Source organism: Labrys wisconsinensis, from assembly GCF_030814995.1.
GTDB classification, from domain to species: Bacteria; Pseudomonadota; Alphaproteobacteria; order Rhizobiales; family Labraceae; genus Labrys; species Labrys wisconsinensis.
The window spans coordinates 258652-285062 of sequence record NZ_JAUSVX010000008.1 but is presented as its reverse complement, the minus strand read 5'-3'; the positions used below and the strand labels follow the sequence as shown (position 1 = coordinate 285062).

Annotated in this window: 27 protein-coding genes; 19 read left to right on the top strand and 8 right to left on the bottom strand. The window is 69.8% G+C overall.

Annotation, left to right across the window (positions count from 1 at the left end):
• The first annotated feature begins 13 nt into the window (after positions 1–13).
• The 4 genes from QO011_RS21770 (at position 14) to QO011_RS21755 (ending at position 3459) form a co-directional block, all read left to right on the top strand.
• A complete protein-coding gene (locus QO011_RS21770) occupies positions 14–379 on the top strand; it encodes a response regulator (RefSeq protein WP_307276312.1) in 366 nt (121 codons plus the stop codon).
• Positions 380–452: 73 nt separating this feature from the next.
• On the top strand, positions 453–1757 hold the full coding sequence (locus QO011_RS21765) for a protein-glutamate methylesterase/protein-glutamine glutaminase (protein ID WP_307276309.1): 1305 nt from the start codon (positions 453–455) through the stop codon (positions 1755–1757).
• A complete protein-coding gene (locus QO011_RS21760; RefSeq protein ID WP_307276307.1) occupies positions 1754–2617 on the top strand; it encodes a CheR family methyltransferase in 864 nt (287 codons plus the stop codon). Before QO011_RS21765 ends, QO011_RS21760 begins: the two co-directional genes overlap by 4 nt.
• Positions 2618–2697: 80 nt before the next feature.
• Positions 2698–3459: a sulfotransferase-like domain-containing protein gene (locus QO011_RS21755; RefSeq protein ID WP_307276305.1), complete on the top strand. Its 762-nt coding sequence runs from the start codon at positions 2698–2700 to the stop codon at positions 3457–3459.
• Between the two features lie 338 nt (positions 3460–3797).
• On the opposite strand, the gene fliJ is transcribed toward QO011_RS21755, so the two are convergent.
• Together fliJ and fliI are read right to left on the bottom strand one after the other, a co-directional pair.
• Positions 3798–4211 (bottom strand): flagellar export protein FliJ, encoded by a 414-nt coding sequence (gene fliJ / locus QO011_RS21750; protein ID WP_307276303.1) that lies wholly within the window; start codon positions 4209–4211, stop codon positions 3798–3800.
• A gap of 38 nt (positions 4212–4249) precedes the next feature.
• Positions 4250–5572: a flagellar protein export ATPase FliI gene (gene fliI / locus QO011_RS21745; protein ID WP_307276507.1), complete on the bottom strand. Its 1323-nt coding sequence runs from the start codon at positions 5570–5572 to the stop codon at positions 4250–4252.
• 430 nt (positions 5573–6002) lie between these two features.
• On the opposite strand from fliI, the gene ctrA reads away from it, so the two are divergent.
• The 13 genes from ctrA to QO011_RS21680 all read left to right on the top strand — a co-directional run bounded on the left by ctrA (position 6003) and on the right by QO011_RS21680 (position 18705).
• Positions 6003–6704, top strand: coding sequence for a response regulator transcription factor CtrA (gene ctrA, locus QO011_RS21740; RefSeq protein ID WP_307276300.1), 702 nt, complete (start codon positions 6003–6005; stop codon positions 6702–6704).
• 200 nt (positions 6705–6904) lie between these two features.
• The gene (locus QO011_RS21735) at positions 6905–7993 is read left to right on the top strand and encodes a sugar ABC transporter substrate-binding protein (protein WP_307276297.1); all 1089 of its coding nucleotides are present in this window, start codon (positions 6905–6907) and stop codon (positions 7991–7993) included.
• Between the two features lie 157 nt (positions 7994–8150).
• Complete coding sequence (locus QO011_RS21730; protein WP_307276294.1) at positions 8151–9755, top strand: sugar ABC transporter ATP-binding protein; 1605 nt, start codon at positions 8151–8153, stop codon at positions 9753–9755.
• On the top strand, positions 9752–10771 hold the full coding sequence (locus QO011_RS21725; RefSeq protein ID WP_307276291.1) for an ABC transporter permease: 1020 nt from the start codon (positions 9752–9754) through the stop codon (positions 10769–10771). The genes QO011_RS21730 and QO011_RS21725 overlap by 4 nt, the downstream gene beginning before the upstream one ends.
• A 129-nt stretch (positions 10772–10900) precedes the next feature.
• A complete protein-coding gene (locus QO011_RS21720) occupies positions 10901–12346 on the top strand; it encodes an aldehyde dehydrogenase family protein (RefSeq protein ID WP_307276288.1) in 1446 nt (481 codons plus the stop codon).
• Between the two features lie 18 nt (positions 12347–12364).
• Positions 12365–13897, top strand: coding sequence for a xylulokinase (gene xylB, locus QO011_RS21715; protein ID WP_307276286.1), 1533 nt, complete (start codon positions 12365–12367; stop codon positions 13895–13897).
• Positions 13894–14541 (top strand): HAD family hydrolase, encoded by a 648-nt coding sequence (locus QO011_RS21710; RefSeq protein ID WP_307276284.1) that lies wholly within the window; start codon positions 13894–13896, stop codon positions 14539–14541. Before xylB ends, QO011_RS21710 begins: the two co-directional genes overlap by 4 nt.
• A gap of 9 nt (positions 14542–14550) precedes the next feature.
• The gene (locus QO011_RS21705) at positions 14551–15384 is read left to right on the top strand and encodes a MurR/RpiR family transcriptional regulator (protein ID WP_307276282.1); all 834 of its coding nucleotides are present in this window, start codon (positions 14551–14553) and stop codon (positions 15382–15384) included.
• Between the two features lie 8 nt (positions 15385–15392).
• A complete protein-coding gene (gene rpiA, locus QO011_RS21700; protein WP_307276280.1) occupies positions 15393–16127 on the top strand; it encodes a ribose-5-phosphate isomerase RpiA in 735 nt (244 codons plus the stop codon).
• A 75-nt stretch (positions 16128–16202) separates the two neighbouring features.
• A complete protein-coding gene (locus QO011_RS21695) occupies positions 16203–17114 on the top strand; it encodes a WcbI family polysaccharide biosynthesis putative acetyltransferase (protein ID WP_307276277.1) in 912 nt (303 codons plus the stop codon).
• Between the two features lie 79 nt (positions 17115–17193).
• Complete coding sequence (locus QO011_RS21690) at positions 17194–17466, top strand: type II toxin-antitoxin system ParD family antitoxin (RefSeq protein ID WP_307276275.1); 273 nt, start codon at positions 17194–17196, stop codon at positions 17464–17466.
• The gene (locus QO011_RS21685) at positions 17414–17830 is read left to right on the top strand and encodes a type II toxin-antitoxin system RelE/ParE family toxin (protein ID WP_307276273.1); all 417 of its coding nucleotides are present in this window, start codon (positions 17414–17416) and stop codon (positions 17828–17830) included. Before QO011_RS21690 ends, QO011_RS21685 begins: the two co-directional genes overlap by 53 nt.
• 86 nt (positions 17831–17916) lie before the next feature.
• The gene (locus QO011_RS21680; protein WP_307276269.1) at positions 17917–18705 is read left to right on the top strand and encodes a class I SAM-dependent methyltransferase; all 789 of its coding nucleotides are present in this window, start codon (positions 17917–17919) and stop codon (positions 18703–18705) included.
• Between the two features lie 165 nt (positions 18706–18870).
• Here QO011_RS21680 and QO011_RS21675 read toward each other — a convergent pair whose 3' ends face one another.
• From QO011_RS21675 to QO011_RS21665, 3 genes are all read right to left on the bottom strand, one after another.
• Positions 18871–19170 carry a HigA family addiction module antitoxin gene (locus QO011_RS21675; protein WP_307276266.1) on the bottom strand — a complete coding sequence of 100 codons (300 nt, stop codon included), beginning with the start codon at positions 19168–19170 and terminating at the stop codon, positions 18871–18873.
• A 27-nt stretch (positions 19171–19197) separates the two neighbouring features.
• Positions 19198–19479, bottom strand: coding sequence for a type II toxin-antitoxin system RelE/ParE family toxin (locus QO011_RS21670; RefSeq protein ID WP_307276263.1), 282 nt, complete (start codon positions 19477–19479; stop codon positions 19198–19200).
• Between the two features lie 238 nt (positions 19480–19717).
• Positions 19718–20671, bottom strand: a complete 954-nt coding sequence (locus tag QO011_RS21665) for an aminotransferase class IV (RefSeq protein ID WP_307276261.1) — start codon at positions 20669–20671, stop codon at positions 19718–19720.
• 199 nt (positions 20672–20870) lie between these two features.
• On the opposite strand from QO011_RS21665, the gene QO011_RS21660 reads away from it, so the two are divergent.
• Positions 20871–21848, top strand: coding sequence for a lysylphosphatidylglycerol synthase domain-containing protein (locus QO011_RS21660; RefSeq protein ID WP_307276259.1), 978 nt, complete (start codon positions 20871–20873; stop codon positions 21846–21848).
• Positions 21849–21855: 7 nt separating this feature from the next.
• Here the strand turns inward: QO011_RS21660 and QO011_RS21655 are convergent, their stop codons facing one another.
• From QO011_RS21655 to flhA, 3 genes are all read right to left on the bottom strand, one after another.
• Complete coding sequence (locus QO011_RS21655) at positions 21856–22488, bottom strand: GNAT family N-acetyltransferase (protein WP_307276256.1); 633 nt, start codon at positions 22486–22488, stop codon at positions 21856–21858.
• 72 nt (positions 22489–22560) lie between these two features.
• The gene (locus tag QO011_RS21650) at positions 22561–22968 is read right to left on the bottom strand and encodes a hypothetical protein (RefSeq protein WP_307276254.1); all 408 of its coding nucleotides are present in this window, start codon (positions 22966–22968) and stop codon (positions 22561–22563) included.
• A gap of 38 nt (positions 22969–23006) precedes the next feature.
• On the bottom strand, positions 23007–25130 hold the full coding sequence (flhA, locus tag QO011_RS21645) for a flagellar biosynthesis protein FlhA (protein WP_307276251.1): 2124 nt from the start codon (positions 25128–25130) through the stop codon (positions 23007–23009).
• 236 nt (positions 25131–25366) lie between these two features.
• Between flhA and QO011_RS21640 the strand changes: the two genes are divergently transcribed.
• Positions 25367–26368, top strand: coding sequence for a Gfo/Idh/MocA family protein (locus QO011_RS21640; protein ID WP_307276248.1), 1002 nt, complete (start codon positions 25367–25369; stop codon positions 26366–26368).
• Positions 26369–26411: the final 43 nt, after the last annotated feature.

Here is a 26411-nt window from a genome sequence, read left to right as displayed (position 1 = left end):
AAGGAAGAGCGCCATGAAACATTGCCTCGTCGTCGACGATTCCAGCGTCATCCGCAAGGTCGCCCGCCGCATCCTCGAGGGCCTCGACTTCAAGATCACCGAGGCCGAGGACGGTCGCAAGGCGCTCGACATCTGCTCGGAGGCCATGCCCGACGCCGTGCTGCTCGACTGGAACATGCCCGTCATGGACGGCTTCGAGTTCCTGCGGGAGCTGCGCAAGCTGCCGGGCGGCAAGGACCCCAAGGTGGTGTTCTGCACCACCGAGAACGACATCGCCCATATCGCCAAGGCGATGCGGGCCGGGGCGGACGAATACATCATGAAGCCCTTCGACAAGGACATCGTCGAAGCCAAGTTCCAGGAAGTCGGGCTGATCTGACCCCGGAATCCGGTCCGGGGTCACGGCCGGACGGAGCAGGCCCGGCCCTTTTCCCCGCGTTGCGAGCGAGCCCATGAGTGCGGCGACCGTCCCCCTGGCCATGACGCGGGCAGAGCCGCCGGTTCGCGTCATGGTCGTCGACGACGCGGTGGTGGTGCGCGGGCTGATCGTGCGCTGGCTGACCGAGGCGGGCGGCTTCGACATCGTCGCCAGCCACCGCACCGGCCGCCAGGCGGTCGACGACATCGAGCGCGCCGATCCCGACATCGTCATCCTCGACATCGAGATGCCCGACATGGACGGCATCGAGGCCCTGCCGCTGATCCTGCGCAAGAAGCGCAATTGCGCGGTGATCATGGCCTCGACCCTGACCCGCCGCAACGCCGAGATCTCGCTGAAGTGCCTCTCCCTCGGGGCGCTGGACTATGTGCCCAAGCCCGAGACCAACCGCGAGGTGACGACCTCCATCGATTTCCGCCGCGAGATCGTCGAGAAGGTCCGCAGCCTCGGCCGCCGCGCCGTGCTGCGGCGCCTCGCCGCCATGCCCGGGCGTGAGGCGCCCATGCGCGCCGAGGCGCGCGAAACCGTCGCACGCGCCGAGGCGCGCGAAGCGCCCACCCGTGCCGAAGGGCCGACGCGGCCCGCCGGCGAGCGTCCGGTCTTTCGGGCGTCGCAGACCGCCGCGCCCGCCGTGGGCGGCTTCCTGGCCCGGGAGCGGGCCGCGAGCCGCGCCGCCGCCGAGCCGGCGCCGGCCGGCCCCCATGCCGTCACCCTGCGGCCCTTCTCGCCGACGCTGCCGCGTCTCCTGGCGATCGGCGCCTCGACCGGCGGCCCGCAGGCGCTCAACACCGTCCTCGCCGGCATCGCCGCGCTGATCGAGCGTGTCCCGGTGCTGATCACCCAGCACATGCCGCCCACCTTCACCGCCATCCTCGCCGAGCATCTCGGCCGCAGCTGCGGCAAGCCGACCGCCGAGGCCGTGGATGGCGAGGCCATTCGCCCGGGCCGGGTCTATGTCGCGCCGGGCGGGCGGCACATGCTGGTCAAGTCGGCCGACGGCCACGGCGTCATCGCCCTCGACGACGGGCCGATGATCAATTTCTGCAAGCCCGCGGTCGATCCGCTGTTCTCCTCGGCCGCCCGGGTGTTCGGCGGCGCGGTGCTGGGCCTGGTGCTGACCGGCATGGGCTCGGACGGCGCGCAGGGCGCGGGCGACATCGTCGCCGCCGGCGGCAATGTCGTCGCCCAGGACGAGGCGACCAGCGTCGTCTGGGGCATGCCCGGCGCCGTCGCCCAGGCCGGCCACTGCGCCGCCCTGCTGCCGCTCGGCGAGATCGCGCCGAGGCTCACGCGCCTGTTCTCCGGAGACCGGACATGACTCCCGCCGAGTTCGACTTCCTGCGCCGGCTGCTGAAGGACCGGTCGGGGCTGGTCCTGTCCGAGGACAAGCAGTACCTGGCGGAGAGCCGGCTCTTGCCGGTGGCGCGCCGCCATGGCCTCGCCTCGCTCTCCGACATCGTCGCCCGCCTCAGGGCCGGGACGCCGGCCCTGGAGGCGGCGGTGGTCGAGGCGATGACCACCAACGAGAGCTTCTTCTTCCGCGACAAGCTGCCCTTCGAGCATTTCCGCGAGGCGATGCTGCCGGCGCTGATGGGCGCCCGCGCCGCCCAGCGCCGGCTGCGCATCTGGTGCGCCGCCGCCTCCACCGGCCAGGAGCCCTACACGCTCGCCATGATGCTCGACGGCCTGGGGGCGAAGGTGGCGGGCTGGTCGATCGAGATCCTCGCCACCGACCTCTCCAACCAGGTGCTGGAGCGCGCCAGGAGCGGGCTCTACACCCAGTTCGAGGTGCAGCGCGGCCTGCCGATCCAGCTTTTGATGAAGCACTTCGCCCAGAAGGGCGACATGTGGGAGATCGAGCCGAAGATCCGCGCGATGGTGCAGTTCCGCCCGCTGAACCTGCTGCGCGACTTCAGCGCCCTCGGGCGCTTCGACATCGTCTATTGCCGCAACGTCCTGATCTATTTCGACGCCGAGACCAAGATCGACGTGCTCGGCCGCATCGCCCGCCAGCTCGCGCCCGACGGCTTCCTCATCCTCGGCGCCGCCGAGACGGTGGTCGGCCTCACCGACGCCTTCAGGCCGCACGCGGAGCGACGCGGGCTCTATGTCCCCGGCCCGGCCCGGCCCGCGGCGGCCGTGCCCTTCGCCGCCGTGGCGCGCACGGCGCTGCGCTGAGCCGGCACGCCGGGCGCCCGCCCTTCACCCGACGTCGCGCTGCGGCTATGAGGGGCGGCCCCCTCGGAGCCGGAACGCCCATGCCCCTGCCCTCGCCCACCATCCGCATCGCCATGTGGTCCGGCCCGCGCAACATCTCCACCGCGATGATGCGCGCCTTCGAGAACCGCCCGGACGCGGCGGTGAGCGACGAGCCCTTCTATGCCGCCTCGCTCGCGGCGACCGGCGCCGACCATCCGATGCGCGAGGCTGTGATCGCCTCCCAGCCGACCGACCCCGCCCGCGTCGCCGAGGACCTCACCGGCCCCGTCCCGGACGGACGGACGGTCTGGTACCAGAAGCACATGACCCACCACATGCAGCCGGACTTTCCGCTGGACTGGTCGCGGCACATGGTCAACTGCTTCCTGATCCGCGCGCCGGAGGCCGTGCTCGCCTCCTACACCCAGAAATGGGATGCGGTGAGCCTGGAGGCGATCGGCGTGCCGATGCAGGCGGCGCTGTTCGAGCGGGAGGCGGACCGTCTCGGCCATGCGCCGCCGGTCATCGACGCGGCCGACGTGCTCGCCGATCCCCGCGGCGTGCTCACCGCGCTGTGCCGCGCCTGCGGCATCCCGTTCAGCGAGGCGATGCTCGCCTGGCCGCCCGGCCGGCGCGCCAGCGACGGCGTCTGGGCGCCGGCCTGGTACGATGCGGTGGAGAAGTCGACCGGCTTCGGCCCGCCGCGGCCGCAGCCGGCCTTCGAGAGCCTGCGCGACGACCTCAAGCCGATCGCCGAGGCGGCGCGGCCGGTCTATCTGAGGCTGAAGGCCAGCGCGTTGGTGGCGGCGTCCGCAGCCTGAGCGGAGCGGCGGAAGTCGCGCAGATCATGTGAACGCCTGTCCCGCAGGCAAGGCCCTATGTTGGCGCGCACGGGGACGAGTCCCGGTGGCCGCCTTGCTCGACCCCACCGGTGTTCGCGTGGATGGGCGGATCAAGTCCGCCCATGACGGTCGAGGTTGGGGGTGCCGTCCGTACTCAGGAAGCTCCGCGTCATGGCCGGGCTTGACCCGGCCATCCCGACGAAATCGTTCGATTTCGTAGCGAACACCGGCGGAAACGACGAGAGCGCCGGCCAAGATCCAGTATCAGGGGCCGTCCCAGCCCCGACAGACCCGCTCACCTCTTCCCGAACGACGGCTCAGGCCCTGTTATGGCCGCGCGTGAGGCCGATGCGGTCCATCTCGGCCTGCTCGCGCTGGGCCTCGACCGCGCGCTCGCTGGCCTTCTCCCGGTCTTCCAGGATCTCGACCTTCTTGAGCTCCTCGAACGCCTCGGCCAGGGCGGCCTTGGCGGCATCCAGCTTGGCCTTCAGGTCGCCGGCGGAATTGAGCAGGTTGTCGCGCCGCACCATGGCCGCGCGCGCATAGGTGGGGTAGGCGAAATGGGCCGTGTCCGTGATGCCCGCCTTCTGCTCCTCCTGGCGGATTTCGCGGTCGAGCTCGGCCGCCATGCGCTCAAACTCGGCAATCATCGTCTCGATCTGCGTGACCTGCCGGCGCTTCTCGTCCACTTGGAAGCGTTTCAGCCGGATTAGGGTCTCGCGCGACTTCATCACAATTCACTCCATTCGGCCGTCGCGGCAGGACCCGTTCACGGCGAAGACCGGCCGGCGACAATGTCGGCCAGACGGAGATAACCATCGCGCATGGACGTGAATTCTTCCTTACCCTGTCTCAGAAAAGCCTCGAAATCGGGCATCAGCCGGATGGCCTCGTCGACCTCCGCGCTCGATCCCTGGCGGTAGGCGCCGAGGCGGATCAGCTCCTCCATGTCGGCATGGGTGGCCATGATCTGCTTGGCCCGGCGCACCGTCTCGACGAAGTCGGGATCGGTGGCGCGCGGCATGGTGCGCGACACCGTCTTGAGCACGTTGATGGCGGGATAGCGCCCGCGCTCGGCGATGGCGCGCTCCATGACGATGTGGCCGTCGAGGATGCCGCGCACCGCATCCGCCACCGGCTCGTTGTGGTCGTCGCCGTCGACCAGCACGGTGAAGACGCCGGTGACGGTGCCCTCGCCCGCCCCCGGCCCGGCCCGCTCCAGGAGGCGCGGCAGCTCGGAGAACACCGTCGGCGTGTAGCCCTTGGCGGTCGGCGGCTCGCCGGCGGACAGGCCGATCTCGCGCTGGGCCATGGCGAAGCGTGTGATGCTGTCGATCATGCACAGCACGTCCCGGCCGATGTCGCGGAAATATTCGGCCAGCGCCAGGGTGAGATAGGCGGCATTGCGGCGCATCAGCGCCGTCTCGTCCGAGGTCGCCACCACCACCACCGAGCGCGACAGGCCCTCCTCGCCGAGGTCGTCCTGCAGGAATTCCTGCACCTCGCGGCCGCGCTCGCCAACCAGGCCGATGACCGAGACGCCGGAGGCGACGTTGCGCGCCAGCATCGACAGGAGCACCGACTTGCCGACGCCGGAGCCGGCGAAGATGCCCATGCGCTGGCCGCGGCAGCAGGTGGCGAAGGCGTTGAGCGCCCGCACGCCGAGATCGAGGGGCGCGCCGACCCGCCTGCGCGTGTGGGCCGGCGGCGGCAGGGCCCGGAAGGGGTAGAGCGTGCCGCCCGTGGGCAGCGGCCCCTTGCCGTCGATCGGCTCGCCCAGGGCGTTGACCACCCGCCCGAGCCAGGCCTCGCTGGGCCGGACCCCGGCCGAGGTGGCGCCGACGCTCGCCTTGCAGCCGCGCCGGACGCCGTCGAGCGCCCCGAAGGGCAGCGCCAGCGCCCGCTCGCCCTCGAAGCCGACCACCTCGCAGGGCACCGCGCGCTCGCGGGCGATCTCGATGGTGACCCGCCCCCCCACCGTCATGGCGTGCACGGGGCCGGCGATCTCCACCATCAGGCCGCGCACCGCGGCGACGCGGCCGTAGACCGTCACCTCCGGCAGCCCGGCGACCTCGTCGATCAGCGCCCCGATGCCCAAATGCCCGCCCTTCCCGCCGCCCCGGACCCGGCACCCGCGCCGCCCGGCCACATCAGCGAATCATTTCGCCACCGATTCAAACGGTAACCTTTAATTTACCCGCCTCCTTAATGATCGGAGTGGATGATCAACGGATCGGAAACCTCATTCGTCAAGGAATTGGTGAAGGGCCGAGTCGGCTGAATCACTTACGGTTTTTTCTTAATGTTCGAGATGAGGACGGCACCCCAGCAAATTCCTCTTCACGGCAAGGCGTTACGGCGATTTTCGCATGAAACGCGAGGTTTGGCTTGCCGCGAAGAATCAGAATTTGTTAACCATTGGGGGGTAGCGTTGCCGGTAATCATCGTCGAGGCGGATTCACCGTTCCGTCCGCGAGTTGCGGCCGGACTGGCGACCCTCGGGGCCGCGGTGGGGGATTGAGATGCGCGTACTTCTGATCGAAGACGACAGCGCGACGGCACAGAGCATCGAACTGATGCTCAAGTCGGAGAGCTTCAACGTCTACACGACCGACCTCGGGGAGGAAGGCGTCGATCTGGGCAAGCTCTATGACTACGACATCATCCTCCTCGATCTGAACCTGCCCGACATGTCGGGCTACGAGGTGCTGCGCTCCCTGCGCGTGGCCAAGGTGAAGACGCCGATCCTGATCCTGTCCGGCCTCGCCGGCATCGAGGACAAGGTCAAGGGCCTGGGCTTCGGCGCCGACGACTACCTGACCAAGCCCTTCCACAAGGACGAGCTGGTCGCCCGCATCCACGCCATCGTCCGCCGCTCCAAGGGCCATGCCCAGTCGGTGATCGCCACCGGCGACCTCATCGTCAACCTCGACACCAAGACCGTGGAAGTCTCCGGCAACCGCGTGCATCTGACCGGCAAGGAATACCAGATGCTGGAGCTGCTCTCGCTGCGCAAGGGCACGACGCTCACCAAGGAGATGTTCCTCAACCATCTCTATGGCGGCATGGACGAGCCGGAGCTGAAGATCATCGACGTCTTCATCTGCAAGCTGCGCAAGAAGCTGGCCAACGCCACTGCCGGCAAGAACTACATCGAGACCGTCTGGGGCCGCGGCTACGTGCTGCGCGAGCCCCATGACGACGACGTGCGCATGGCCGTCTGAAGTCCCCCCTCCTCCGAAATGAGCGCCGTGGCCGGGCCTTCCCCGGCCATTTTCGTTTGCGCGGCGCCGCTCGGCCCGCCCCGCGCCGGCAGGAGCGCTTGACACGATTCCGAAAACGTAGAAAAACTAGATAGTCAAACTACAACAGGCCGCCCGGATCGGCCGTGAGCGAGACAACCGCTCAAATCGGAGGAAACATCATGTCAGCGGAGCTTTTCCGATCGTCCCGCCGTGCCTTCCTGAAGGGCGCAGCGGCTGCCGGCATCGCCCTGGCCGGCGGCGCGCGCGCTGCGCTCGCCCAGGCCAAGCCCTTCGTGCCCTACAGCAACAAGAGCCTCGACTATTATTTCTTCGTCGCCCAGGAAGAGGCGGTCAAGCGCGCGGTCGAGGCGCAGGGCTGGGAGTTCCAGGCCGTCAACGCCAATTTCGACAACACCCGCCAGCTGGAGCAGTGGCAGAACCTGCTCCTGAAGAACCCGGCCGCCATCATCTCCGACCCGATCGACAGCCAGGCCATCGCCAGCGCCATCAAGCGCTACAACGCCAAGAACATCCCCGTCGGTATCATCGACACGCCCGCCCTCGACGGCCAGGTGGCGGTCACCGTCGACTTCGACAACTATCAGGGCGGCGCCATGGCCGCCGAGCAGATCGTCAAGCTCCTCACCGCCAAGCACGGCTCGGCCAAGGGCACGGTGCTGAACTGCTACGGCGCCTTGCAGAGCGTCGCCTGGCGCCTGCGCAAGGAGGGGTTCGAGGCGACCATGCAGAAATATCCCGACGTCAAGCTGTTCAGCCGTCCGACCGAGGGCAAGATCGACAAGATGCAGGCGGTGACGCTCGCCACCCTCGCCGAGGTCCCCGACCTCGACGCCGTGCACGCCCCGAGCGACACGCCCTCGCGCGGCATCGTCACCGCCCTGCAGCAGAAGAACCGCTGGAAGACGGTGGGCGAGGACGGCCACGTCATCTTCGTCAACATCGACGGCGAGCCGATCGCCCATCAATGGATCCGCGAGGGCCACATGGACGCCTCGGTGGCGCAGGATCCGATCGCCTATGCCGAGATCACCGTCGAGATGCTGGCCAAATATGCGATGAAGCAGCAGCCGGTGCCGATCGGCCCTTATGAGAACAAGAAATATTTCTGGGAGCGGGCCGTGATCACCGATTCCATCACCGGCCCCTCGCTCATCATCGCCCCCTTCATCATCGACAAGAGCAATGTCGACGACAAGCGCATGTGGGGCAACATCGCCTATAACGACTGGGGCCTGCGCTACAAATGAGCCTGCCGCTCCTCCCGTCCGGCGCAGCGCGGGGCCGCGCCGGCGCGGCGCCTGCCCGCTCTCCCCTGCGGCACGGCGCCCGCCCGGCCGATGGACGCCCCCCCGCTCCGCCGGCCGGCCGGCAGGGTCCGCCGGGCCCGCGCCGCGGAGGCCGGCCGTGACGCCGGCGGCGCGCCAGCCGGCCGGCGCCCCGGCCGAGGTCGTCCTGCGGGCCGAGGGCCTGGTCAAGACCTATGGCGGCGTGCAGGCGCTCAAGGGCGTCTCGCTCTCGGTCCGCCGCGGCAGCATCCACGGCCTGCTCGGCGAGAATGGCGCGGGCAAGAGCACGCTGGTCGGCCTGATCTCGGGCATGCGCACGCCGACCAGTGGCCAGATCTGGCTCGGCGACCGCCAGGTCGCGGGCCAGGACGTCAAGAGCATGGAGCGGTCGGGCGTGTTCCTGGTCACGCAGGAGCCGATGATCGTCGACCAGCTCAGCGTCGAGGACAACCTGCTGCTCGGCCGCTGGCCGGCGCGCCGCGGCTTCATCGACCGCAGGGCGCTGCGGCGCGAGGCGACGCGCATGCTCGAGGGCGCCGGCATCGCCCCCGATGCGCCGGCCGGCGGGCTCGGTGCCGTGGAAAAGCGCAAGCTGAACATCCTGCGCGCCCTGTTCAGCGGCGGCGAGGTGATCATCCTGGACGAGCCGACCACGTCGCTGACCGTCGCCGATCGCAACCGGCTCTTCGACTTCATGCGCGAGCTCAAGGCCCGAGGCGTCACCTTCGTCTTCATCTCGCACTACAACGAGGAGATCCTCGAGATCTGCGACGCCGTGTCGGTGCTGCGCGACGGCGCCCTCGCCGGTGAGAGCAGCGACGTCGGCCGGCTCGATTCCGACCGGCTCTCGGAAATGGTGCTCGGCCGCGACCTTGCGCTGTTCCACCGCGTCAGGCGCTCCCCGCAGAGCCTGCCGCGCGAAGGCGGCTTCCAGTTCCGCGACGTGCGCGCGCCCGGCGTCGCCGTGGCGGACTTCGCCATCGCGCCCGGCGAGATCGTCGGCTTCGCCGGGCTGCCCGGCTCCGGCGCCAAGGACTTCGCCCGCTGCCTGTTCGGCTTCCCCCCGGCGCGATCCGGCAGCGTCTTCGTGCCGGACGCGTCCGGCCCGGCGCGATCCGGCAGCGTCTTCGTGCCGGGCGCGTCCGGCGCCGCGCCGATGCCGCGCGACCCGCGCGAGGCCTTCCGTGCCGGCATCGCCTATCTCTCCGACGACCGGCGGCGCGACGGCCTCGTCGGCATCCGCTCGATCCGCGACAACCTGGTGATGTCGAGCCTGGACGCCCTCTCCTCTCTGGGCTGGATCGACATGCGCCGCGAGGAGGAGACCGCCCATGCCGTCTTCCGGCGCATGGGCATCAAGGCGCCGGGTCCGCAGACGCCGGCCGACGCCCTCAGCGGCGGCAACCAGCAGAAGGTCTGCCTGGGTCGCGTCATCGCCACCAGCCCCGGGCTGCTCGTCCTCGACGAGCCGACGCGCGGCATCGACGTCGGGGTCAAGGAGGACGTGCACCGGCAGATCGACGCCCTGACGGCGCAGGGCATGAGCGTGATCATCATCACCACCGACCTCGACGAGATGGTGCGGGTGGTGGACCGGGTCTGCGTCTTCTCCGGCGGGTCGATCGTGGAAAGCCTCACCGGGTCCGACATCACCAAGGAGCGCCTGCGCGCCGCGGCCTTCGACCGCAGCGCCGGCGCCGGCAAGGGAGCCAGCCAGCCATGACCGACGGAGCCTCCCTCGAGGCCGGATCCGCAATCCGGGATGCGGCGTCCGGCCGTCCCGGCCGCAGCGGCCGGGCTGCGACGCTGCACTGGCTCCTGCAGAACGTCGTGTGGTTCTGGCTGCTGGGCCTGATCGTGATCTTCGGGCTGTTCAATCCTTATTTCTTCACGATCAACAACATGCAGAACATCATGGTGCAGGCGACGGTGCTGGGGCTGCTCGCCCTCGCCATCTCGCTGCCGCTGCTGGTCGCCGAGATCGACCTGTCGATCGCCGCCAACATGGGCTTCTCCTCCGTCCTCGGCGCGCTGGCGATCGGCCACGGCGCGCCCTGGTGGGCCGGCATCCTCATCGGCATCGCGGCCGGCGCCGCGGTCGGCCTGTTCAACGGGCTGTGCGTGACGCGCCTGCGCATGGTGTCGCTGATCGAGACCCTGGCGATGATGATCATCCTCCAGGGCGCGCTGCTGGCGATCACCGAAGGCAACACCATCGCCAACATGCCCGACGCCTATACCTGGATCGGGCAGGCCTCCATCGCCACCTGGCCGATCATGCCGCTCGTCTTCGTCGCCTGCCTGGCGGCGGTCGCCGTCATGCTGCGGCGCACCGTGCTCGGCCGCAGCATCTATGCCGTCGGCGGCAACGCGGCCGCCTCCGCCGCGGCCGGCATCCGCGTCGAGCGCATCAAGATCATCGCCTTCACCGTCTCGGGCCTGCTGGCCGGCATTGCCGGCTACCTCCTGGCGGCCTGGCAGATGGCGATCACCTCCAACCAGGGCGAGGGCTTCCTGCTCTATTCCATCGCCGCGCCGATCATCGGCGGGGTCAGCGTGTTCGGCGGGCGCGGCTCGGTCGTCGGCATCCTCGGCGGCGTGCTGCTGCTGACCGTCATCCAGGCGGGCCTGGCCGTGGTCAGCTTCCCCTCCTTCTATGTCGGCATGATCGGCGGGCTGATGATCTTCGTCGCCGTCGCCATCGACGCCGTCCGCGTGCGCATGTCGGCCGGGCGGTGACGCGATGGCGGCAACGATGAACTTGCCAAACGACGTAGTTTTTCTAGACATGGTGGCGCTTGCGCCGAACAGCCGCTCTCCCGTCCCGCGTCGCGGCGGTCGAGCGCATCCCCTGTCCCGAGGCCCGGCATGACGGACGTGAAGACCCACGCGAACTATATCGACGGCCGCTGGACCGCGGAGGGCGTGACGGAATGGCTCGACGTGGCCAATCCCGCCACGGAGGCGGTGATCGCCCGCGTCCCGCAATCCGGCGCGGCCCTGGTCGACCAGGCCGTCGCAGCGGCGCGGCAGGCCTTTCCCGCCTGGCGCGACCTCGGCCCGCATCGCCGTGCCGAGATCCTGCGCCGGGCGGCCGGCCGCGTCGCCGCCGCCCGCGAGCCGATCGCCCGTGCCATGACCCGAGAGCAGGGCAAGCCGCTCAACGAGGCGCTCGGCGAGGTCGACAAGCTCGCCAAGACCTTCGGCTACTATGCCGAGGAAGCCGTGCGCATCCTCGGCTACACCGCGCCGAACGAGGAGGCCGGCCATCTCAGCCTGGTGGAGAAGGAGCCGATCGGCGTCGCCGCGGCGATCGCGCCCTGGAACTATCCGGTCGAGCTGATCGGCTGGAAGCTCGGCGCCGGCCTCGCCGCCGGCTGCACGCTGGTGGTCAAGCCCTCGGAATGGACGCCGCTCTCGGCCATCGGCGTGATCGATTGCCTGCACGAGGCCGGCCTGCCGCCGGGCGTCGTCAACCTCGTCATCGGCGACGGCCGCACCGGCCAGGCGCTGGTGTCGCATCCCGACGTGGACAAGATCGCCTTCACCGGGTCGCTCGCGGTGGGCGAGGCGATCTTCCGCACCATGGGCGGCATCAAGTCGGTGTCGCTCGAGCTCGGCGGCAACTGCCCGCTGATCGTGGCGCCCAGCGCCGATCTCGACGCCGCGGTCAAGGGCGCGGTGCGCCGCAGCTTCCGCAACATGGGCCAGGTCTGCATCGCCATCAACCGCATCTATGTCCACCGCCCGCACTACGAGCGCTTCGTCGCCGACCTCGTCGCGGCGACGCGCCGCCTCGTCATCGCCGACGGCATCGACGACCCGGCCGCCGACCTCGGCCCGATGACCAATGCCGCGGGCCTGGCCAAGGTCCGCGGCCATGTCGAGGACGCCCTCGCCAAGGGCGCGCGGCTGGCCTGCGGCGGCCGGCGCCCGGAGGGCCGCCCCGTCGGCCATTTCTACGAGCCGACCGTGCTGGCCGACTGCACGCCGGACATGCTGGTGATGCAGGCCGAGACCTTCGGCCCCGTGGTCGGGGTCAGCGCCTGCGACACGCTGGACGAAGCCGTCGCCCTCGCCAACGCCTCCCCCTATGGCCTGGCCGCCTATGCCTATGCGCGCGATGCCGGCGAGATCTTCGCCCTCGGGCGGCGCCTGTCCTTCGGCAGCGTCGCGATCAACACCGTCGACGCCGGCACCATCAACGCGCCCTATGGCGGGCGGCGCAAGAGCGGCATCGGCTCCGAGCACGGACGCGAGGGCATGGAGGGCTACCTGCAGCTCAAGCACGTGCGGATCCGCCACGGCGCCTGACGGAGGGAGAGAGCCGCCATGACCGCCCGTCCCTGCTTCATCGGCATCGACATCGGCACGTCGACCTGCAAGACCCTGGCGCTCGACGCCGACGGCGCGGTCGTGGCCCACGCCAGCGCGGACTATCCCCTGGTCACGCCGCGTCCCGGCTGGGCGGAGCAGGACCCCGAGCTGTGGTGGCAGGCGGCCGCGGCCACGGTCTCGGCCGTGACCGCGCAGCTCGGCGCCCATTGCGTCGAGGCGATCGGCCTCACCGGGCAGATGCACGGGCTGGTGCCGCTCGACGAAGAGGACCGCGTGATCCGCCCGGCCATGCTGTGGTGCGACCAGCGCGCCGCGCCGCAATGCCAGGCCCTCACCAGGCGGGTCGGCGGCCTGCCCGCGCTGCTCGCCCTGTCGAGCAACCGCATGTTGCCGGGCTTCACCGGCGGCAAATTCCTGTGGCTGGCCGAGCACGAGCCGGACGCCTTCGCCCGCATGCGCCGCTTCCTCAATCCCAAGGACTATCTGCGCCTGCGCATGACCGGCGTGCATGCCACCGACGTCTCCGATGCCTCCGGGACCGGCCTCCTGGACGTGCGCCGCCGCCGATGGTCGCCCGAGCTGCTCGCCGCGGCCGGGCTCACGGACGAGCAGGTGCCTGATGTGTTCGAGTCCACCGAGGTCACCGGCGGCCTCGCGCCCGAGGTCGCAGCCGCCTGGGGCCTGCCCGCCGGCCTGCCGGTGGTGGCCGGCGGCGGCGACTCCGTGCTGCAGACCACGTCGCAGGGTATCGTCGAGGCGGGCAGCATCGGCATCACCATCGGCACGGCGGGCATCGTCGGCGGCGCGGCCCGCCGCTGCCCGGACAATCCCGGCGGGCTGGTGCAGGTCTCCTGCGGCAACGCGCCGGACCGCTGGCACGTGATGGGCGTCTCGCTCAATGCCGGCGGCTCGTTCCAATGGCTGAAGGAGACGCTGGAGCCGCTGGCCCATGGCGAGCTCGGCTTCGACCGGCTGGCCGCGCTCGCCGGATCCGCCCCGGCCGGCGCGGCGGGCCTGATGTTCCTGCCCTATCTCATGGGCGAGCGCTGCCCGCATGTGGCGCCGGACGGCCGCGGTGCCTGGGTCGGCCTGACGCGCGGCCACGGGCTCGGCCACATGGCGCGGGCGGTGATGGAAGGCGCGCTGCTCAACATGCGGGCCATTCTCGATCTCTTCGCCGAGGCGGGCCTGGCCTGCGACCGGCTCCGCGCCTCGGGCGGCGCCACCGCGTCCCGCGTCTGGCTCGAGCTCCTCGCCGACGTCGCCGGCCGGCCGGTGGCGACCGTCTCCGGCGCGTCGGAAGGCGGCGCCTTCGGCGCGGCGCTGCTGGCCGGCGTCGGGGCGGGGCATTGGCCGAGCCTGGACGCGGCGGTCGGGGTGGTGCACGAGACCGGACGCGTCGACCCCGACCCCGGCCGCGCTCGGGTTTACGACGCCATCCACCCCATCCACAAATCGCTCTATGCGACCCTGCGGGCGACCTTCGCGGAACTTGCGATGCTGCCCGACGCAAAGGCCTCGGCATGAAAGCAGCCATTTTCGATCTCGACGGCACGCTGGTCGACAGCGCCCCAGACATCGCGCTCGCGATCAACCGCCTGCTCGCCGACCGGGACGTTCCGGCCCAGGACGTGTCCTTCATCGAGCGCTTCATCGGCGAGGGGGCGCGCACGCTCGTGCTCAAGCTCTATGCCGCGCTCGGCGTCGACGCCGCCAACCTCGACGCGGACGTGGCGCGCTACCTCGCCTATTACCGCGCCAACCCCGTGGAAAACTCGCGGCTCTATGCCGATGCCGGCCCGGCGCTGGCGACGCTGCACGCCGCGGGCATCCGCCTCGGCGTGTGCACCAACAAGCAGCAGGAGCTGGCGGAGATCGTGCTGGACCGCCTCGGCCTGCTTCCCCTGATCTCGGTGGTCGTCGGGGCCGATACCACGCCCTACACCAAGCCCGACCCGCGGCCGCTGCTGCACACCGTCGCCGCGCTCGGCGTCGGGCCGGACGAGACCGTCTTCGTCGGCGACACCGGCATCGACCGCGACTGCGCCGCCGCGGCCGGAATCCGCTGCCGCATCGTCGACTGGGGCACGGGCCGCGACGTCGCGGTGGCGGACGGCATGCGCCTCACCCGCTTCGCCGACCTGCTGCCCGGCCCCGCCGGCGCGACCTGAGGCACCCGCATGCTCAAGCAAGTGGCCAAGATCCGCGACAGCCTCAGCAAGGCGGAGCTGCGCCTCGCCGAAGCCATCCTGAAGCAGCCGGAAGCCATCATCACCATGAGCATGGTGGACCTGAAGAAGGCCGCCGACGTCAGCGATCCCACCATCCTGCGCTTCTGCCGGCGGCTCGGCTGCAACGGCTATCCCGAGTTCAAGGTCCGCCTGGCCCAAGGCCTCTCGCCGGAACCGCCCTTCGTCCACCGCGCCATCGAGGCCGGCGACAGCGTTGCTGAGGCCGTCGACAAGATCCTGACCAACTCGATGAACGCCATCAAGCGCTTCGCCAGCGACGTCGATGCCGACGCGGTGGAGCGGGCGGCCGACGCCATGCTGAGCGCGCGCGCCGTCTTCCTGCTCGGCCTCGGCATCTCCGAGACCGTGGCCTTCGATGCCGAGCACAAGCTGTTCCGCCTGGGCCTGCACTGCCGCACCGTGTTCGATTCCCAGCGCCAGATGCTGCTCGCCCCGACGCTGCGCAGCGACGAGGCCGCCGTGTTCTTCTCCCATTCCGGCGCGACGCGGACCCTGGTGAGCGTCGCTGCGCAGGCGCGCGAGAACGGCGTGGCGACGATCGCGATCACCGCGCCGCAGTCGCATCTGGCGCGGACCTGCGACACCGTCATCGCCGTGCCCCGCTACGAGCACAGCGAGCTCTACACGCCGCTCACCGCGCGGCTGAACCACTTCCTCGTCATCAACATGCTGGTCGTCGCGATCGGCCTGAAGCAGGGACGGCGCATGCCGGACAACCTCACGGCGCTCGACCCCTGGCTGACCGAGAAGTTCATGGACTGACCCGCAAGATGAGGAGCAAGACACCCGTGCTGCAGCCCAGGACCGAGCAGGACAAGGCCAAGATCGCCGCCGGCCGCAAGGCCATCGCCACCTATCTCAGGAACGACATGCGGATCGGCCTCGGCTCGGGCACGACCTCCCACTGGTTCGTCCGCGCGCTCGGCGAGGAGGTGCGCCAGGGCCTGCGCATCGCCGGCGTGCCGACCTCGAACGCCACGCGCGAGGTGGCGCTGGAGGCCGGCGTGCCGCTGCTCGACCTCAACGACGTGACGGAGCTGGAGATCACGCTCGACGGGCCGGACGAGGTCGACCGCTCCGGCCGGATGATCAAGGGCGGCGGCGCCTGCCTCTTGTGGGAGAAGATGGTGGCGCGCGCCTCCCGCCGCATGGTCTGCATCGCCGACGACAGCAAGATCGTCGAGCGGCTCGGCCGCTTCCCCCTGCCGATCGAGGTGATCCGCTTCGGCTGGCGCAACACCGCCCATCAGCTGCAGAAGCTCTTTTCCGAGTTCGGCTATGGGGCGGTGCCGATCGTGCTGCGCGGCGGGGAGGAGACGCCGATCCTGACCGACAGCGCTCACTACATCCTCGACTGCCATCTCGTGGCGATCGGCGACCCCGACCGGCTGGCCCCGCGCTTCAACCAGATTCCGGGCGTGGTCGAGCACGGGCTGTTCGTCGGCATCGCCGCCGAGATGGTGGTGGGCCATGCCGACGGCAGCGCCGAGGTGGTGACGTTCTGAGCGGCGGGCGCCGTTTGCGCCGGCTGGCCGCAGCCTCTAGCCTGCCCCCGGGGGCGACCGGCAGGGGCAGGCGCCATGCGGCTATTGATCTATGGCGGCTGCCATGCCGAGGCCATGCGCCGGGTGCTGGAGGCCTTCGGCCCGCCGGGCCTCACGGTCGAGCACATCCTCAACTTCGAGCTGATGGCGCGCGGCGAGCCCTTTCCTCACGAACGGCTCGCCGGGCAGGACCTCGTCCTCTACACGCCGATCCTGAGCAAGCCCGCCTACGACACCCGCGCCCTCGCCGAGGCCTGCGCGGGGCGCGGCGTCCGCAGCCTCGCTTTCACCTGGCTGCAATGGAACGGCTATTTCCCCGGATTCGCCGTCGCGTCCTTCCCCTGGTACGACGGCTGGTGGTGCCGGGCGCTGGCCGAGGCCGCGCCCCGCCATGCCTCGTTCGAGTCCTTCCTCGCCGCGCTCGAAGCCGGCGAGGCCCTGGCGGAGCTGGTCGAGCCGGCCTTGCAGCAGGCGACCAAGCTGCTGCGCCAGCGCGAGCAGGCCGGCGCCGTCGACATCGCCATCTCCGATATCGTGGCCGAGCGCTTCCGGACCGAACGCCTGTTCCTGACACCCTCGCACCCGACGCCGGCGCTCTACCGCTTCGTCTTCCGCCGGCTGGAGGCGCTGACCGGCATCCGCCTCAGGCCCGACTACTACGAGCGCCCGCAGCCGCCGCCGCACGACACCGAGATGCCGATCCTGCCGGCCGTGCGGCGCGCCCTCGGCCTCGGCTTCGAGGACGGCGCCTTCACCCACCGCGGCACCTTCGGCGAGCGACGCTTCACGCTGCGCGAATTCGCCCGCATGCATTACGAGCCGGAGACGATGCGACAACTCGCCGAGCAGCACGCCCGGGCCGCTGCGCGCCGGGCCTGGACACCGGCGCGCCTCATCGGCGGCCTGCGCCGCCGGCTGGGCTTCGCCGCGCCGGAATCGCCGCCCTGAACCACCACCGCACGACTGCGTCCCCGTTGGCAAATCTTGCCAAGGGCGATAGCCTATGGTTGAGAGTGTGGAGGTTCCATTGCCCACCCGGAATGTCAGCCTTACGCCTGAACAGGACGCCTTCATCGAGGAAGTCCTGAAGAATGGCGAATATCAGAGCGCCAGCGAAGCCGTGCGGGATGCGGTCCGCGCACTGCAGCAGCAGCGTGCCTTGGACGCCCTCAAGCTCGACCGGCTGCGCCTGAGCATCCGGGCAGGCGTCGAGGCGCTCGACCGCGGCGACTACATCGAGGTCGAGGATGCAAACCTCGACGCCTATCTCGACAGCCTCGCCGCGCCACCTGGCCATTAACAGCATGGCGCGATATCGGCTCTCCGCTCTGGCGAAGACCGACATCGCCTCGATCTTGAGGACCAGCGAGGAGCGTTGGGGACAGTCAACCCGCACGCGCTATCAGGCGCTTCTGGCTGCTGCGATGCGACGCGTTGCAAGCCGACCGCAGGATGGGGCGACGGTCGACCGGTCAGATTTGTCGCCGGGCCTTCGCAGCTTCCATCTCAGGCACAGTCGGGACCACGGCGGCGAGGCAGCCGTCGCAAACCCGGTCCACGTGATTTTCTATCGTAAGGCCCAGTCGAACCTCGTCGAGATCGTCCGCGTGCGGCATGAACGCATGGAGCCGAGCCGTCACCTCGGCCCTGTCGTCGAACCTTGACGACGGCCGATGTGTTCCTCACCAGCCCCCCTTGCAATCCATCCTCAGCGCCTCTAAAGGGCCTGCCCCACCGCAGGAGGACGACGATGGATCGGACCGAAGTCGCCCGGCATTGGGAGGCCAATGCCGAGACCTGGACCCGGCACGCCCGCGCCGGCTACGACGTCTACCGCGACGCGCTCAACACGCCCGCCTTCCTCGCCATGCTGCCGCCGATCGCCGGCCTGGAGGGCCTCGACATCGGCTGCGGCGAAGGCTCGAACACCCGGCAGCTCGCCCGGCTCGGCGCGCGGATGCGCGCGGTCGACATCGCCCCCACCTTCATCCGTCACGCGCTGGACCAAGAGGCGGCCGAGCCACTCGGCATCCGCTTCCAGGTCGGGGACGGCATGGAGCTGCCCTTCGCGTCGGCCTCGTTCGACTTCGTGACGTCGTTCATGGCGCTGATGGACATGCCGGACCAGGGCCGGGTGCTGGCCGAGGCCGCGCGGGTGCTGCGGCCCGGCGGCTTCCTGCAATTCTCCATCCTGCATCCCTGCTTCGTGCCGCCGCACCGCAAGACCCTGCGCGAGCCCGACGGCCATGTCCGGGCGATCGAGGTCGGCGGCTATTTCGACGCGATCGACGGCCAGATCGACCGCTGGTGGTTCACCGCCGCCCCCCAGGAGGAACGCCGCACCGTGGCGCCCTTCGCCGTGCCGCGCTTCCACCGCACCCTGAGCCAATGGGTGGACCTCGTCTGCGACGCCGGGCTGGTGATCGAACGCTTCGGCGAACCCTGCGCCGATCCGGCGCTGGCCGAGGCCGAGCCGCATGTCGCCGACACGCGCGTGGCGCCGATCTTCCTGCACGTCCGCGCCCGCAAGCCGGCCTGACCGGACGGCGCCTGCGCCTCGCCTGCCCTTGTCATGGCGCCTCGCATCGAGATTCAGAGCAACACCGGCCGCAACGCGATCATCGATGCCGGCAACGGCAATCGCGACTTGATCAAGACTGGGCGAAGCCCCGTGAGGCTTCGCCGGTCGAATGACCGACGTCAACTACGCCGCGATGGTGAGTGGCTTGATCGCCTCGATATCGGCGGACGATTCTTGCTCCGCTTTTTGCAGATCGTAGGACGCCTGCAGGTTCATCCAGAACCGCGCGGTCGTGCCGAAGAACTTGGACAGGCGGAGGGCGGTATCGACGGTCACGCCAGTCTCCTCCCGCACGATCCGCTCAATCCGCGTGCGCGGCACGTTGATGGCCCTGGCAAGCGCATAGGGTGACAAATCGAAGGGAACGAGAAACTCCTCGCGCAGGATCTCGCCAGGGTGGATGTTGCGATTGAGACGGACCATGGCGATGCCCTCCTTGGCGGTGCAGGGTCAGTGATAGTCGACAATCTCGACTTCCGAGGGCCCCTGCGGGGTCCAGACGAAGCAGATCCGCCACTGGTCGTTTATGCGGATCGAATATCGGCCGGCGCGGTCGCCCTTGAGGGCTTCCAAGCGATTGCCCGGCGGGACACGAAGATCGACCAGCTCCTCCGCGTTGTCGAGCATGCGCAGCTTGCGCTCCGCGACGGAAACCACATCGGCCGGAAAGCCCTTGGGAGCCCGGCCGGCCATGACCGCTTCGATGAACTTACCCCTGGTCGAGACGATCATTGAGCCTTCTGTTCACGGACGAGTTCGTATCATTATATGATACCAGACACAAGCAAATTTGTATCATCAAATGATACGCGCAATGCTCCGCCGCGTTCGACCTCGCGGCCTCGCTCATGGCGCTGATGGACATGCCGGACCGGCGCGCGCGGCACGACGGCTTCCTGCAATTCTCCATCCTGCATCTCTGCACGTCCGCGCCCGCAAGCCGGCCTGACCGGACCCGCTCCCTCGCGGGTCAGGCGCGTGCCTGCGCCTCCCGCGCCTGCAGCGCCTTGTAGAGCTCGCGCAGCCGCCGCGTCACCGGCCCGGAGGCGTCGTCGGCCGTCCGCTCGCCGGCCCCCCCGATCGGCCGGCCGTCGACGATCGTCACCGGCGTCAGGCCGCCGAAGGTGCCGGTGCAGAAGGCCTCGTCGGCGGAATAGACGTCGAACAGCGAGAAGTCCCGCTCCAGGGCCGGGATCCCCGCCTCCCGCGCCGCCTGCAGCACCGCGCCGCGGGTGATGCCGCCGAGGCAGAACTGGCCGCCCGAGGTCCAGACCTCGCCCTTGCGCACGATGAAGAAATGCGTCGAGTTGCAGGTCGCCACCAGGCCGCGGTCGTCCAGCATCAGGCCTTCGTCCGCCCCCGCCTCGGTCGCCTGCATGCAGGCCAGGATGCAGTTGAGCTTGGAATGGGAGTTGAGCTTCTGGTCCTGGGTGTCCGGCCCGGTGCGGCGCACATGCACGGTGAAGAGCTTGAGGCCGCGCGCCAGCACCTCCGGCTTCGGCGTCTTCCATTCCGCGATGATGACGATCGTCGCCTTGCCCTCGGCGACGCGCGGATCCTGGTAGGGCGTGCGCCGCTTGCCGCGCGTCACCATCAGGCGGATATGCACCCCGTCGCGCATGCGGTTGCCCTCGACGAGGTCGAACACCCGGGCCGCGAGCTCAGCCTTGGTCAGGCCGATGTCGAAGCGCAGCATCTTGGCCCCGTCCCAGAGCCGGTCGAGATGCCGGTCGAGGAAGGGGATGCGGCCCTGCGTCAGCCGCAGGCCCTCCCAGACGCCGTCGCCCAGCACGAAGCCGCTGTCGAACACCGAGACCACCGCCTGCTCGCGCGGCACGAGCGCGCCGTTCACCGAGATCAGGATCGCGTCGTTGCGCGGATCCTCGCTCGCGTGCTGCGCGCCGGAAATCTGTTCGGTCAGCATGGCCCTGGCACTCCTTGGGGGGACAGGCCGCCTTGTCGCCGCTGCGCGCCTGCGGCGCAAGGGCGCCGCCGGCATCGCGGTCTTGCTTTCGTCACCTTCGCACGGCCGCGGTCTTGCCTTCGTCATGTTCGCATTGTTTATGACAGGTGGGGCGGGGACCATGAGGAGGCCGTCGGACAGGGGAGCTTCGGCGCACGGCATGAAGATCAAACTGGACTATGTGTGGCCGTTCGTCGGTCTCGCAGCCGTCGTCTTCTCCATCTACCTCCTGTCCAAGGAGCTGAAGGGCGTCGAGGTCGGCGACGTCTGGCAGGCGATCGTCGCTCGCGGGCCGCTCGCCTTCGGGCTGTGCGTCGCCTCCTGCCTGCTCGCCTATGCTGCGCTGGCCTGGTACGACCGCATCGCCCTGATGCATGTCGGCAAGAAGCTGTCCTGGCTGGTCGTCTCCGTCGTCTCCTTCACCGCCTACGCGCTCGGCCACAATATCGGCGTCTCCGTCCTCTCCTCCGGCGTGGTGCGCTACCGCGCCTACAGCCGCATGGGCCTGACGGCCGGCGAGGTCGCCATCGTCACCGGCTTCTGCGCCTTCACGTTCGCCTATGGTTCGATCTTCCTCGGCGGCATCGTGCTGACCTTCGAGCCGAACCTGATCTCGCGCCTGTTCGCCATGCCGGAAGGCCTGGCCATGACGATCGGCCTCGCAATGCTGGCCTTCGTGGCGCTGTACCAGATCGGGGCGCTCCTGCATTTCCGGCCGCTGAAGATCGGCTCCTTCCAGATCGCCTATCCCAAGCCCGGCATCGCCTTCCGGCAGCTGTTCGCGGCGCCGATCGAGATCATCGGCGCGGCGGCGATCATCTATTTCGCCCTGCCGGAGGCCAACCATCCCGGCTACTTCGTCGTGCTCGGCATCTTCCTCGCCTCGTTCTGCGCCGGCCTGGTGTCGAATGCGCCGGGCGGCATCGGCGTGTTCGAGGCGGTGTTCCTCCTGGCCATGCCGGAAGTGCCGAAGGCCGAGGTGCTGGCGGCGCTGATCGTCTTCCGCCTGCTCTACCTGCTGATCCCGCTGGCCATGTCCTGCGCCGTGGTGCTGATGACCGAGCGCCAGGCCCTCGTCGATGCGATCGGCGCCCTGTTCGGCCGCAAGGCGCCCGCGCCGCAGCCTTCCGACGACTGAGGCGGCCTCAGCCCTTGGACGGCTGAGGCGGGATGAACGGCACGTGCGGCGCCGCCGTCGTCGGCAGGTGGCCGCTGTGCCGGGGATCGTCGTGCACCTCGACCATCAAGGCGTAAGGGGTGAAGCCCGAGCGCCGGTAGAAGGCCGGGGCACCGGGATGGTCGAAGCTGCAGGTGTGGACCCAGAGGCGGCCGATCGGCCGCGACCAGGCCCTGGCGATCGCCTGCTCCATCAGGAAGCGCCCCGCGCCCTGACCGATGGCTTCCCGCACCAGCCCGAAGAAGGCGAGCTCGCACTCCCCCGCCTGGCGGAAGTCGAGCTCCAGCAGCCCCAGCACCCGCCGCCCCTCGTGCAGCCGGTACACCTCGACCTGCGGGTCGGCCAGTATGGCGGCGAGCGTCTCGTCGGCCATCAGCAGCCGCGAGGTCCACATCCAGTCCTCGCCGACCAGGCGAAAGAGCGCGCGGTAGTCCTCGAGGCCGGGCTGCTGCCAGCGCTCCACCGTCAGCGGCTGCTCGGTCGGCCTCGCCGGCTTGCGCGGCGGACGCTCGCGCATCTCCAGGCAGGTGACGACGTTGGCGAGCTTGCCGGGCGGGACGGGAGAATAGCCCTGGGGGAGCGGCGGATTGGTGAGCTGCATGCTCCTCGAAGAGCCCATTCCGGACGAGACGTCAAGCCTTCGTCGGAACCGCACCTCGCCACGCCGGCAGAGCTAGCCGTCCTGCTTGCGCCGGACGATCGGCGCCGGACCGCCTCCCTCGACGACCTGCCGGATTGCCGCCTGCCGATTGCGGCACTTCCTCCGGAAGTGTGCATGGATCCAGACGGCCGGCGCCAGCGAGATCGTGGCGTAGAGCACGCTCAGGACCGCATAGGCTGCGGGCGCCTCGGCGGACGAGATCCATCCGCCGGCCTGGAACCAGTCGCCGGCCCACAGCTGTCCGAACCGCAGCATCGTGTAGTCGTTGTAGCACGCCCAGCCGAACACCCCAGCGCCGATCGCGGCCGCACAGGCCCTCGCGAAGAGCGTGTCGCCCCCGGCCCAACGCGGCCGCGGCATCGCACCGGTCACGACGAAGACCAGCAGCTCCCGCAGCAGGCGAAGAACAGTCCGTGCCATCGACGTTTCTCCCCGCAGGCGCAATGCGCCTGACGGCCTCACACGCTGCCGACCGTCTTCAATCGCGCCCGCGGGTGGATCTCCGCCTGGCTCATCACCGTGGTCTGGGCGCGGAAGCGCTCGACGATGCCGCGCACGAACGGGCGGATCGCCGCCGACGTGATCAGCACCGGCACCTCGCCCGCCCGGGCCGCGTCCTCGAAGGCGTCGCGCACCGCGTGCACGAATTCGGTGAGCCGGGAGGGCTGCATCGCCAGGTGCTTGTCGTCGCCGGTGCCGACGATCGATTCGGCGAAGGCGGTCTCCCAGCGCGGCGACAGCGCCAGGATCGGCAGCACGCCGCCGCCGCCGGCATTCTGGGCGCAGAGCTGGCGGGCGAGGCGGCTGCGCACGTGCTCGGCCACCTCGCGCGGGTTGCGGGTGAAGCCGACGGCCTCGGCGATGCCCTCCAGGATCGCCGGCAGGTCGCGGATCGACACGCGCTCGGCCAGGAGCTGCTGCAGCACCCGCTGGATGCCGGTGACCGTGATGAGCGAGGGCACGATGTCCTTGACCAGCTCGCCCTGCTCCTTCGGCAGCTCCTTCAGGAGCTTCTGCACCTCCGCATAGGAGAGCAGGTCGGCCATGTTGCCCTTCAGGATCTCGGTGAGATGGGTGGAGAGCACCGTCGTGGCGTCGACCACGGTATAGCCGCGGATCGCCGCCTCCTCGCGCAGGTTCGCCTCGACCCAGGTCGCCGGCAGGGAGAAGGTCGGCTCCAGCGTGTGGTGGCCCGGCAGGTTCACCTGCCCGCCGGCCGGGTCCATCACCATGTGCTGGTTGGCCCAGATCTGGCCCGAGCCGGCATCGGTCTCCTTGATCTTGATGACATAGGTGTTGGCCTCGAGCTGGACATTGTCGAGGATGCGCACCGCCGGCATGACGAAGCCCATCTCCGAAGCCAGCGAGCGGCGCAGCGCCTTGATCTGCTCGGTGAGGCGGTCGGAGCCGTCGGTGGCATTGACCAGCGGCAGCAGGGCGTAGCCGAGCTCGATCTTGAGATCGTCCATCCGGAGCGCCGTCGAGATCGGCTCCTCGGCCGGCGGGGCCTTGGCCTCCTCGGCCTTGGCCACGGTCTTGGCGGCGGCCAGGCGCTGGGTCTTGGTGACGTTCCAGGCGAGCAGGCCGGCGCCGGCGGCAAGGCCGAGGAACGGCAGGGTCGGCAGGCCCGGCAGCAGGCCCATGATCGCCATGACGGCCGCCGCCATGCCGAGCGCCTGGGGATAGCCGGAGAGCTGCTTCACCAGCGCCTTGTCGGCCGCGCCCGACACGCCCGCCTTGGAGACGAGCAGGCCCGCCGCGGTCGAGACCAGCAGCGCCGGGACCTGGGTGACCAGGCCGTCGCCGACGGTCAGCACCGTGTAGGAATGCGAGGCCTGCGAGAAGGTCACCCCCATCTGGAACACGCCGATGACGACGCCGCCGATCACGTTGATGAAGGTGATCAGCAGGCCGGCGATGGCGTCTCCCTTCACGAATTTCGAGGCGCCGTCCATGGCGCCGTAGAAGGAGCTCTCGTCCTCCAGGTCCTTGCGCCGCTTCTTCGCATCCTGCTCGTTGATCAAGCCGGCGGAGAGGTCGGCGTCGATCGCCATCTGCTTGCCGGGCATGGCGTCGAGGGAGAAGCGGGCCGCCACCTCGGCGATGCGGCCCGAGCCCTTGGTGATCACCATGAAGTTGACGATGATCAGGATGGCGAAGACGATGATGCCGATGACGAAATTGCCGCCCATGACAAAGTCGCCGAAGGCCTGGATGACATGGCCGGCGGCATGGGTGCCCTCGTGGCCGTGCGACAGGATCAGGCGCGTCGAGGCGAGGTTGAGCGACAGCCGCAGCATGGTCGCGATCAGGAGGACGGTGGGGAAGGCCGTGAACTCCAGCGGATGCTGGATGAACAGCGCCGTCATCAGGATCAGCACCGACAGGATGATCGAGACGGCCAGGAACAGGTCGAGCAGGAAGGCCGGCAGCGGCAGGATCAGGACGACCATGATCGCCAGCACGCCGATTGCCAGCAGGATGTCGCCACGCCGCAGCACGGCCAGGGCGTCGGCCAGGCTGAAGCTTCCGGCGAGCCCTTGCTTCGCCGCTGGCGGTGGTCCCGCCGGCACGTCTGTCATGACACCCCCACACCCCTGTGCCCAGCGTGTCGAGACGTTGGGTCAGCCGGCAAGTTTTGCCGGGCACATGGTTAACGAAGGGTTAGTGCGGGGCGCTCGCCGGACGTCGCGACTGAAACTTTTGCGAGCGTGGCGATTTCCGCCACACCCGCGCCGATCCGCCGCCTCGGCGCTTGAATTGCGGCACCGCTGCTGAGACAAGAGGCGGAGATCCGCCCCAGCTCCAGGAGCCCGTCATGTCCCTCGGAATCGGCATCGTCGGCGCCGGCGTGATGGGCGGCGACCATGCCCGCACCCTGTCCCGGTCCGTCCACGGCGCGCGGCTGGTGGCGCTGGCGGACGCCGACCGCGAGCGGGCCGCCGCCGTGGCGGCGGAGGCCGGCGGCCCGCGCCTCCATGCCGAGGGCCGCGCCCTGGTCGAGGATCCCCAGGTCGAGGCCGTGCTCGTCGCCTCGCCCGACGCCACGCACCAGGAGCTGGTGCTGGCCTGCCTCGCCGCCGGCAAGCCGGTGCTGTGCGAGAAGCCGTTGGCGCCGACCGCCGCGGCCTGCCTCGACATCGTCGCGGCCGAGGTGAAGCTCGGCCGGCGCCTGATCCAGGTCGGCTTCATGCGGCGCTTCGATCCCGGCTATGTCGCGATGCGGGCGGCGCTGGCGGAGGGAAGGATCGGCGCGCCGGTCATGATGCACTGCCTCCACCACAATGCCGGCGTGCCGCCCTGGTTCGATGCCGGCATAGTCGTCACCAATTCGGCGGTGCACGAGATCGACGTCGCCCGCTGGCTGCTCGACGACGAGTTCGTCGCGGTCTCGGCCTTTCTGCGCGGCACCGATGGCGGCGCGCCGGGCGACCGTCAGTTCCTGGTTCTGGAGACGCGGCGCGGCGTGCTCGTCGACGTCGCGCTGTTCCTCAACGCCCGCTACGGCTACGACGTGCGGGCCGAGCTGGTCGGGGAGACCGGCACGGTGGCGCTGCGCCCGCAGGCTCCCGCTGAGCTGCGCCAGGCCGGCCTGCAGGCGATCGGCCTCGCGCCGGACTGGCGCGCCCATTTCGCCGCCGCCTATGTCAACCAGCTCCAGGCCTGGGTCGACGCCATCCGCCGGGGCACGCCGACGGGCGCCAGCGCCTGGGACGGCTATGTCGCCTCGGCCACCGCCGACGCCGGCCTGGAGGCGCTCAGGACCGGCGGGCGCACCGCCATCGCGCTGCAGCCGCGGCCGGCATTCTACGGCGGATAAGCCCCTCGCAGCCGCGGACGATCATCCCCAGATAGGAAGGCAT

What these genes read in the sequence shown, in the direction of transcription:
- QO011_RS21770 (WP_307276312.1), top strand. Translation starts at nt 14, where the DNA reads ATGAAACATTGCCTCGTCGTCGACGATTCCAGCGTCATCCGCAAGGTC.
- QO011_RS21765 (WP_307276309.1), top strand. Translation starts at nt 453, where the DNA reads ATGAGTGCGGCGACCGTCCCCCTGGCCATGACGCGGGCAGAGCCGCCG.
- QO011_RS21760 (WP_307276307.1), top strand. Translation starts at nt 1,754, where the DNA reads ATGACTCCCGCCGAGTTCGACTTCCTGCGCCGGCTGCTGAAGGACCGG.
- QO011_RS21755 (WP_307276305.1), top strand. Translation starts at nt 2,698, where the DNA reads ATGCCCCTGCCCTCGCCCACCATCCGCATCGCCATGTGGTCCGGCCCG.
- fliJ (WP_307276303.1), bottom strand. Translation starts at nt 4,211, where the DNA reads ATGAAGTCGCGCGAGACCCTAATCCGGCTGAAACGCTTCCAAGTGGAC.
- ctrA (WP_307276300.1), top strand. Translation starts at nt 6,003, where the DNA reads ATGCGCGTACTTCTGATCGAAGACGACAGCGCGACGGCACAGAGCATC.
- QO011_RS21735 (WP_307276297.1), top strand. Translation starts at nt 6,905, where the DNA reads ATGTCAGCGGAGCTTTTCCGATCGTCCCGCCGTGCCTTCCTGAAGGGC.
- QO011_RS21725 (WP_307276291.1), top strand. Translation starts at nt 9,752, where the DNA reads ATGACCGACGGAGCCTCCCTCGAGGCCGGATCCGCAATCCGGGATGCG.
- QO011_RS21720 (WP_307276288.1), top strand. Translation starts at nt 10,901, where the DNA reads ATGACGGACGTGAAGACCCACGCGAACTATATCGACGGCCGCTGGACC.
- xylB (WP_307276286.1), top strand. Translation starts at nt 12,365, where the DNA reads ATGACCGCCCGTCCCTGCTTCATCGGCATCGACATCGGCACGTCGACC.
- QO011_RS21710 (WP_307276284.1), top strand. Translation starts at nt 13,894, where the DNA reads ATGAAAGCAGCCATTTTCGATCTCGACGGCACGCTGGTCGACAGCGCC.
- QO011_RS21705 (WP_307276282.1), top strand. Translation starts at nt 14,551, where the DNA reads ATGCTCAAGCAAGTGGCCAAGATCCGCGACAGCCTCAGCAAGGCGGAG.
- rpiA (WP_307276280.1), top strand. Translation starts at nt 15,393, where the DNA reads ATGAGGAGCAAGACACCCGTGCTGCAGCCCAGGACCGAGCAGGACAAG.
- QO011_RS21695 (WP_307276277.1), top strand. Translation starts at nt 16,203, where the DNA reads ATGCGGCTATTGATCTATGGCGGCTGCCATGCCGAGGCCATGCGCCGG.
- QO011_RS21685 (WP_307276273.1), top strand. Translation starts at nt 17,414, where the DNA reads ATGCAAACCTCGACGCCTATCTCGACAGCCTCGCCGCGCCACCTGGCC.
- QO011_RS21680 (WP_307276269.1), top strand. Translation starts at nt 17,917, where the DNA reads ATGGATCGGACCGAAGTCGCCCGGCATTGGGAGGCCAATGCCGAGACC.
- QO011_RS21675 (WP_307276266.1), bottom strand. Translation starts at nt 19,170, where the DNA reads ATGGTCCGTCTCAATCGCAACATCCACCCTGGCGAGATCCTGCGCGAG.
- QO011_RS21670 (WP_307276263.1), bottom strand. Translation starts at nt 19,479, where the DNA reads ATGATCGTCTCGACCAGGGGTAAGTTCATCGAAGCGGTCATGGCCGGC.
- QO011_RS21665 (WP_307276261.1), bottom strand. Translation starts at nt 20,671, where the DNA reads ATGCTGACCGAACAGATTTCCGGCGCGCAGCACGCGAGCGAGGATCCG.
- QO011_RS21660 (WP_307276259.1), top strand. Translation starts at nt 20,871, where the DNA reads ATGAAGATCAAACTGGACTATGTGTGGCCGTTCGTCGGTCTCGCAGCC.
- QO011_RS21655 (WP_307276256.1), bottom strand. Translation starts at nt 22,488, where the DNA reads ATGCAGCTCACCAATCCGCCGCTCCCCCAGGGCTATTCTCCCGTCCCG.
- QO011_RS21650 (WP_307276254.1), bottom strand. Translation starts at nt 22,968, where the DNA reads ATGGCACGGACTGTTCTTCGCCTGCTGCGGGAGCTGCTGGTCTTCGTC.
- flhA (WP_307276251.1), bottom strand. Translation starts at nt 25,130, where the DNA reads ATGACAGACGTGCCGGCGGGACCACCGCCAGCGGCGAAGCAAGGGCTC.
- QO011_RS21640 (WP_307276248.1), top strand. Translation starts at nt 25,367, where the DNA reads ATGTCCCTCGGAATCGGCATCGTCGGCGCCGGCGTGATGGGCGGCGAC.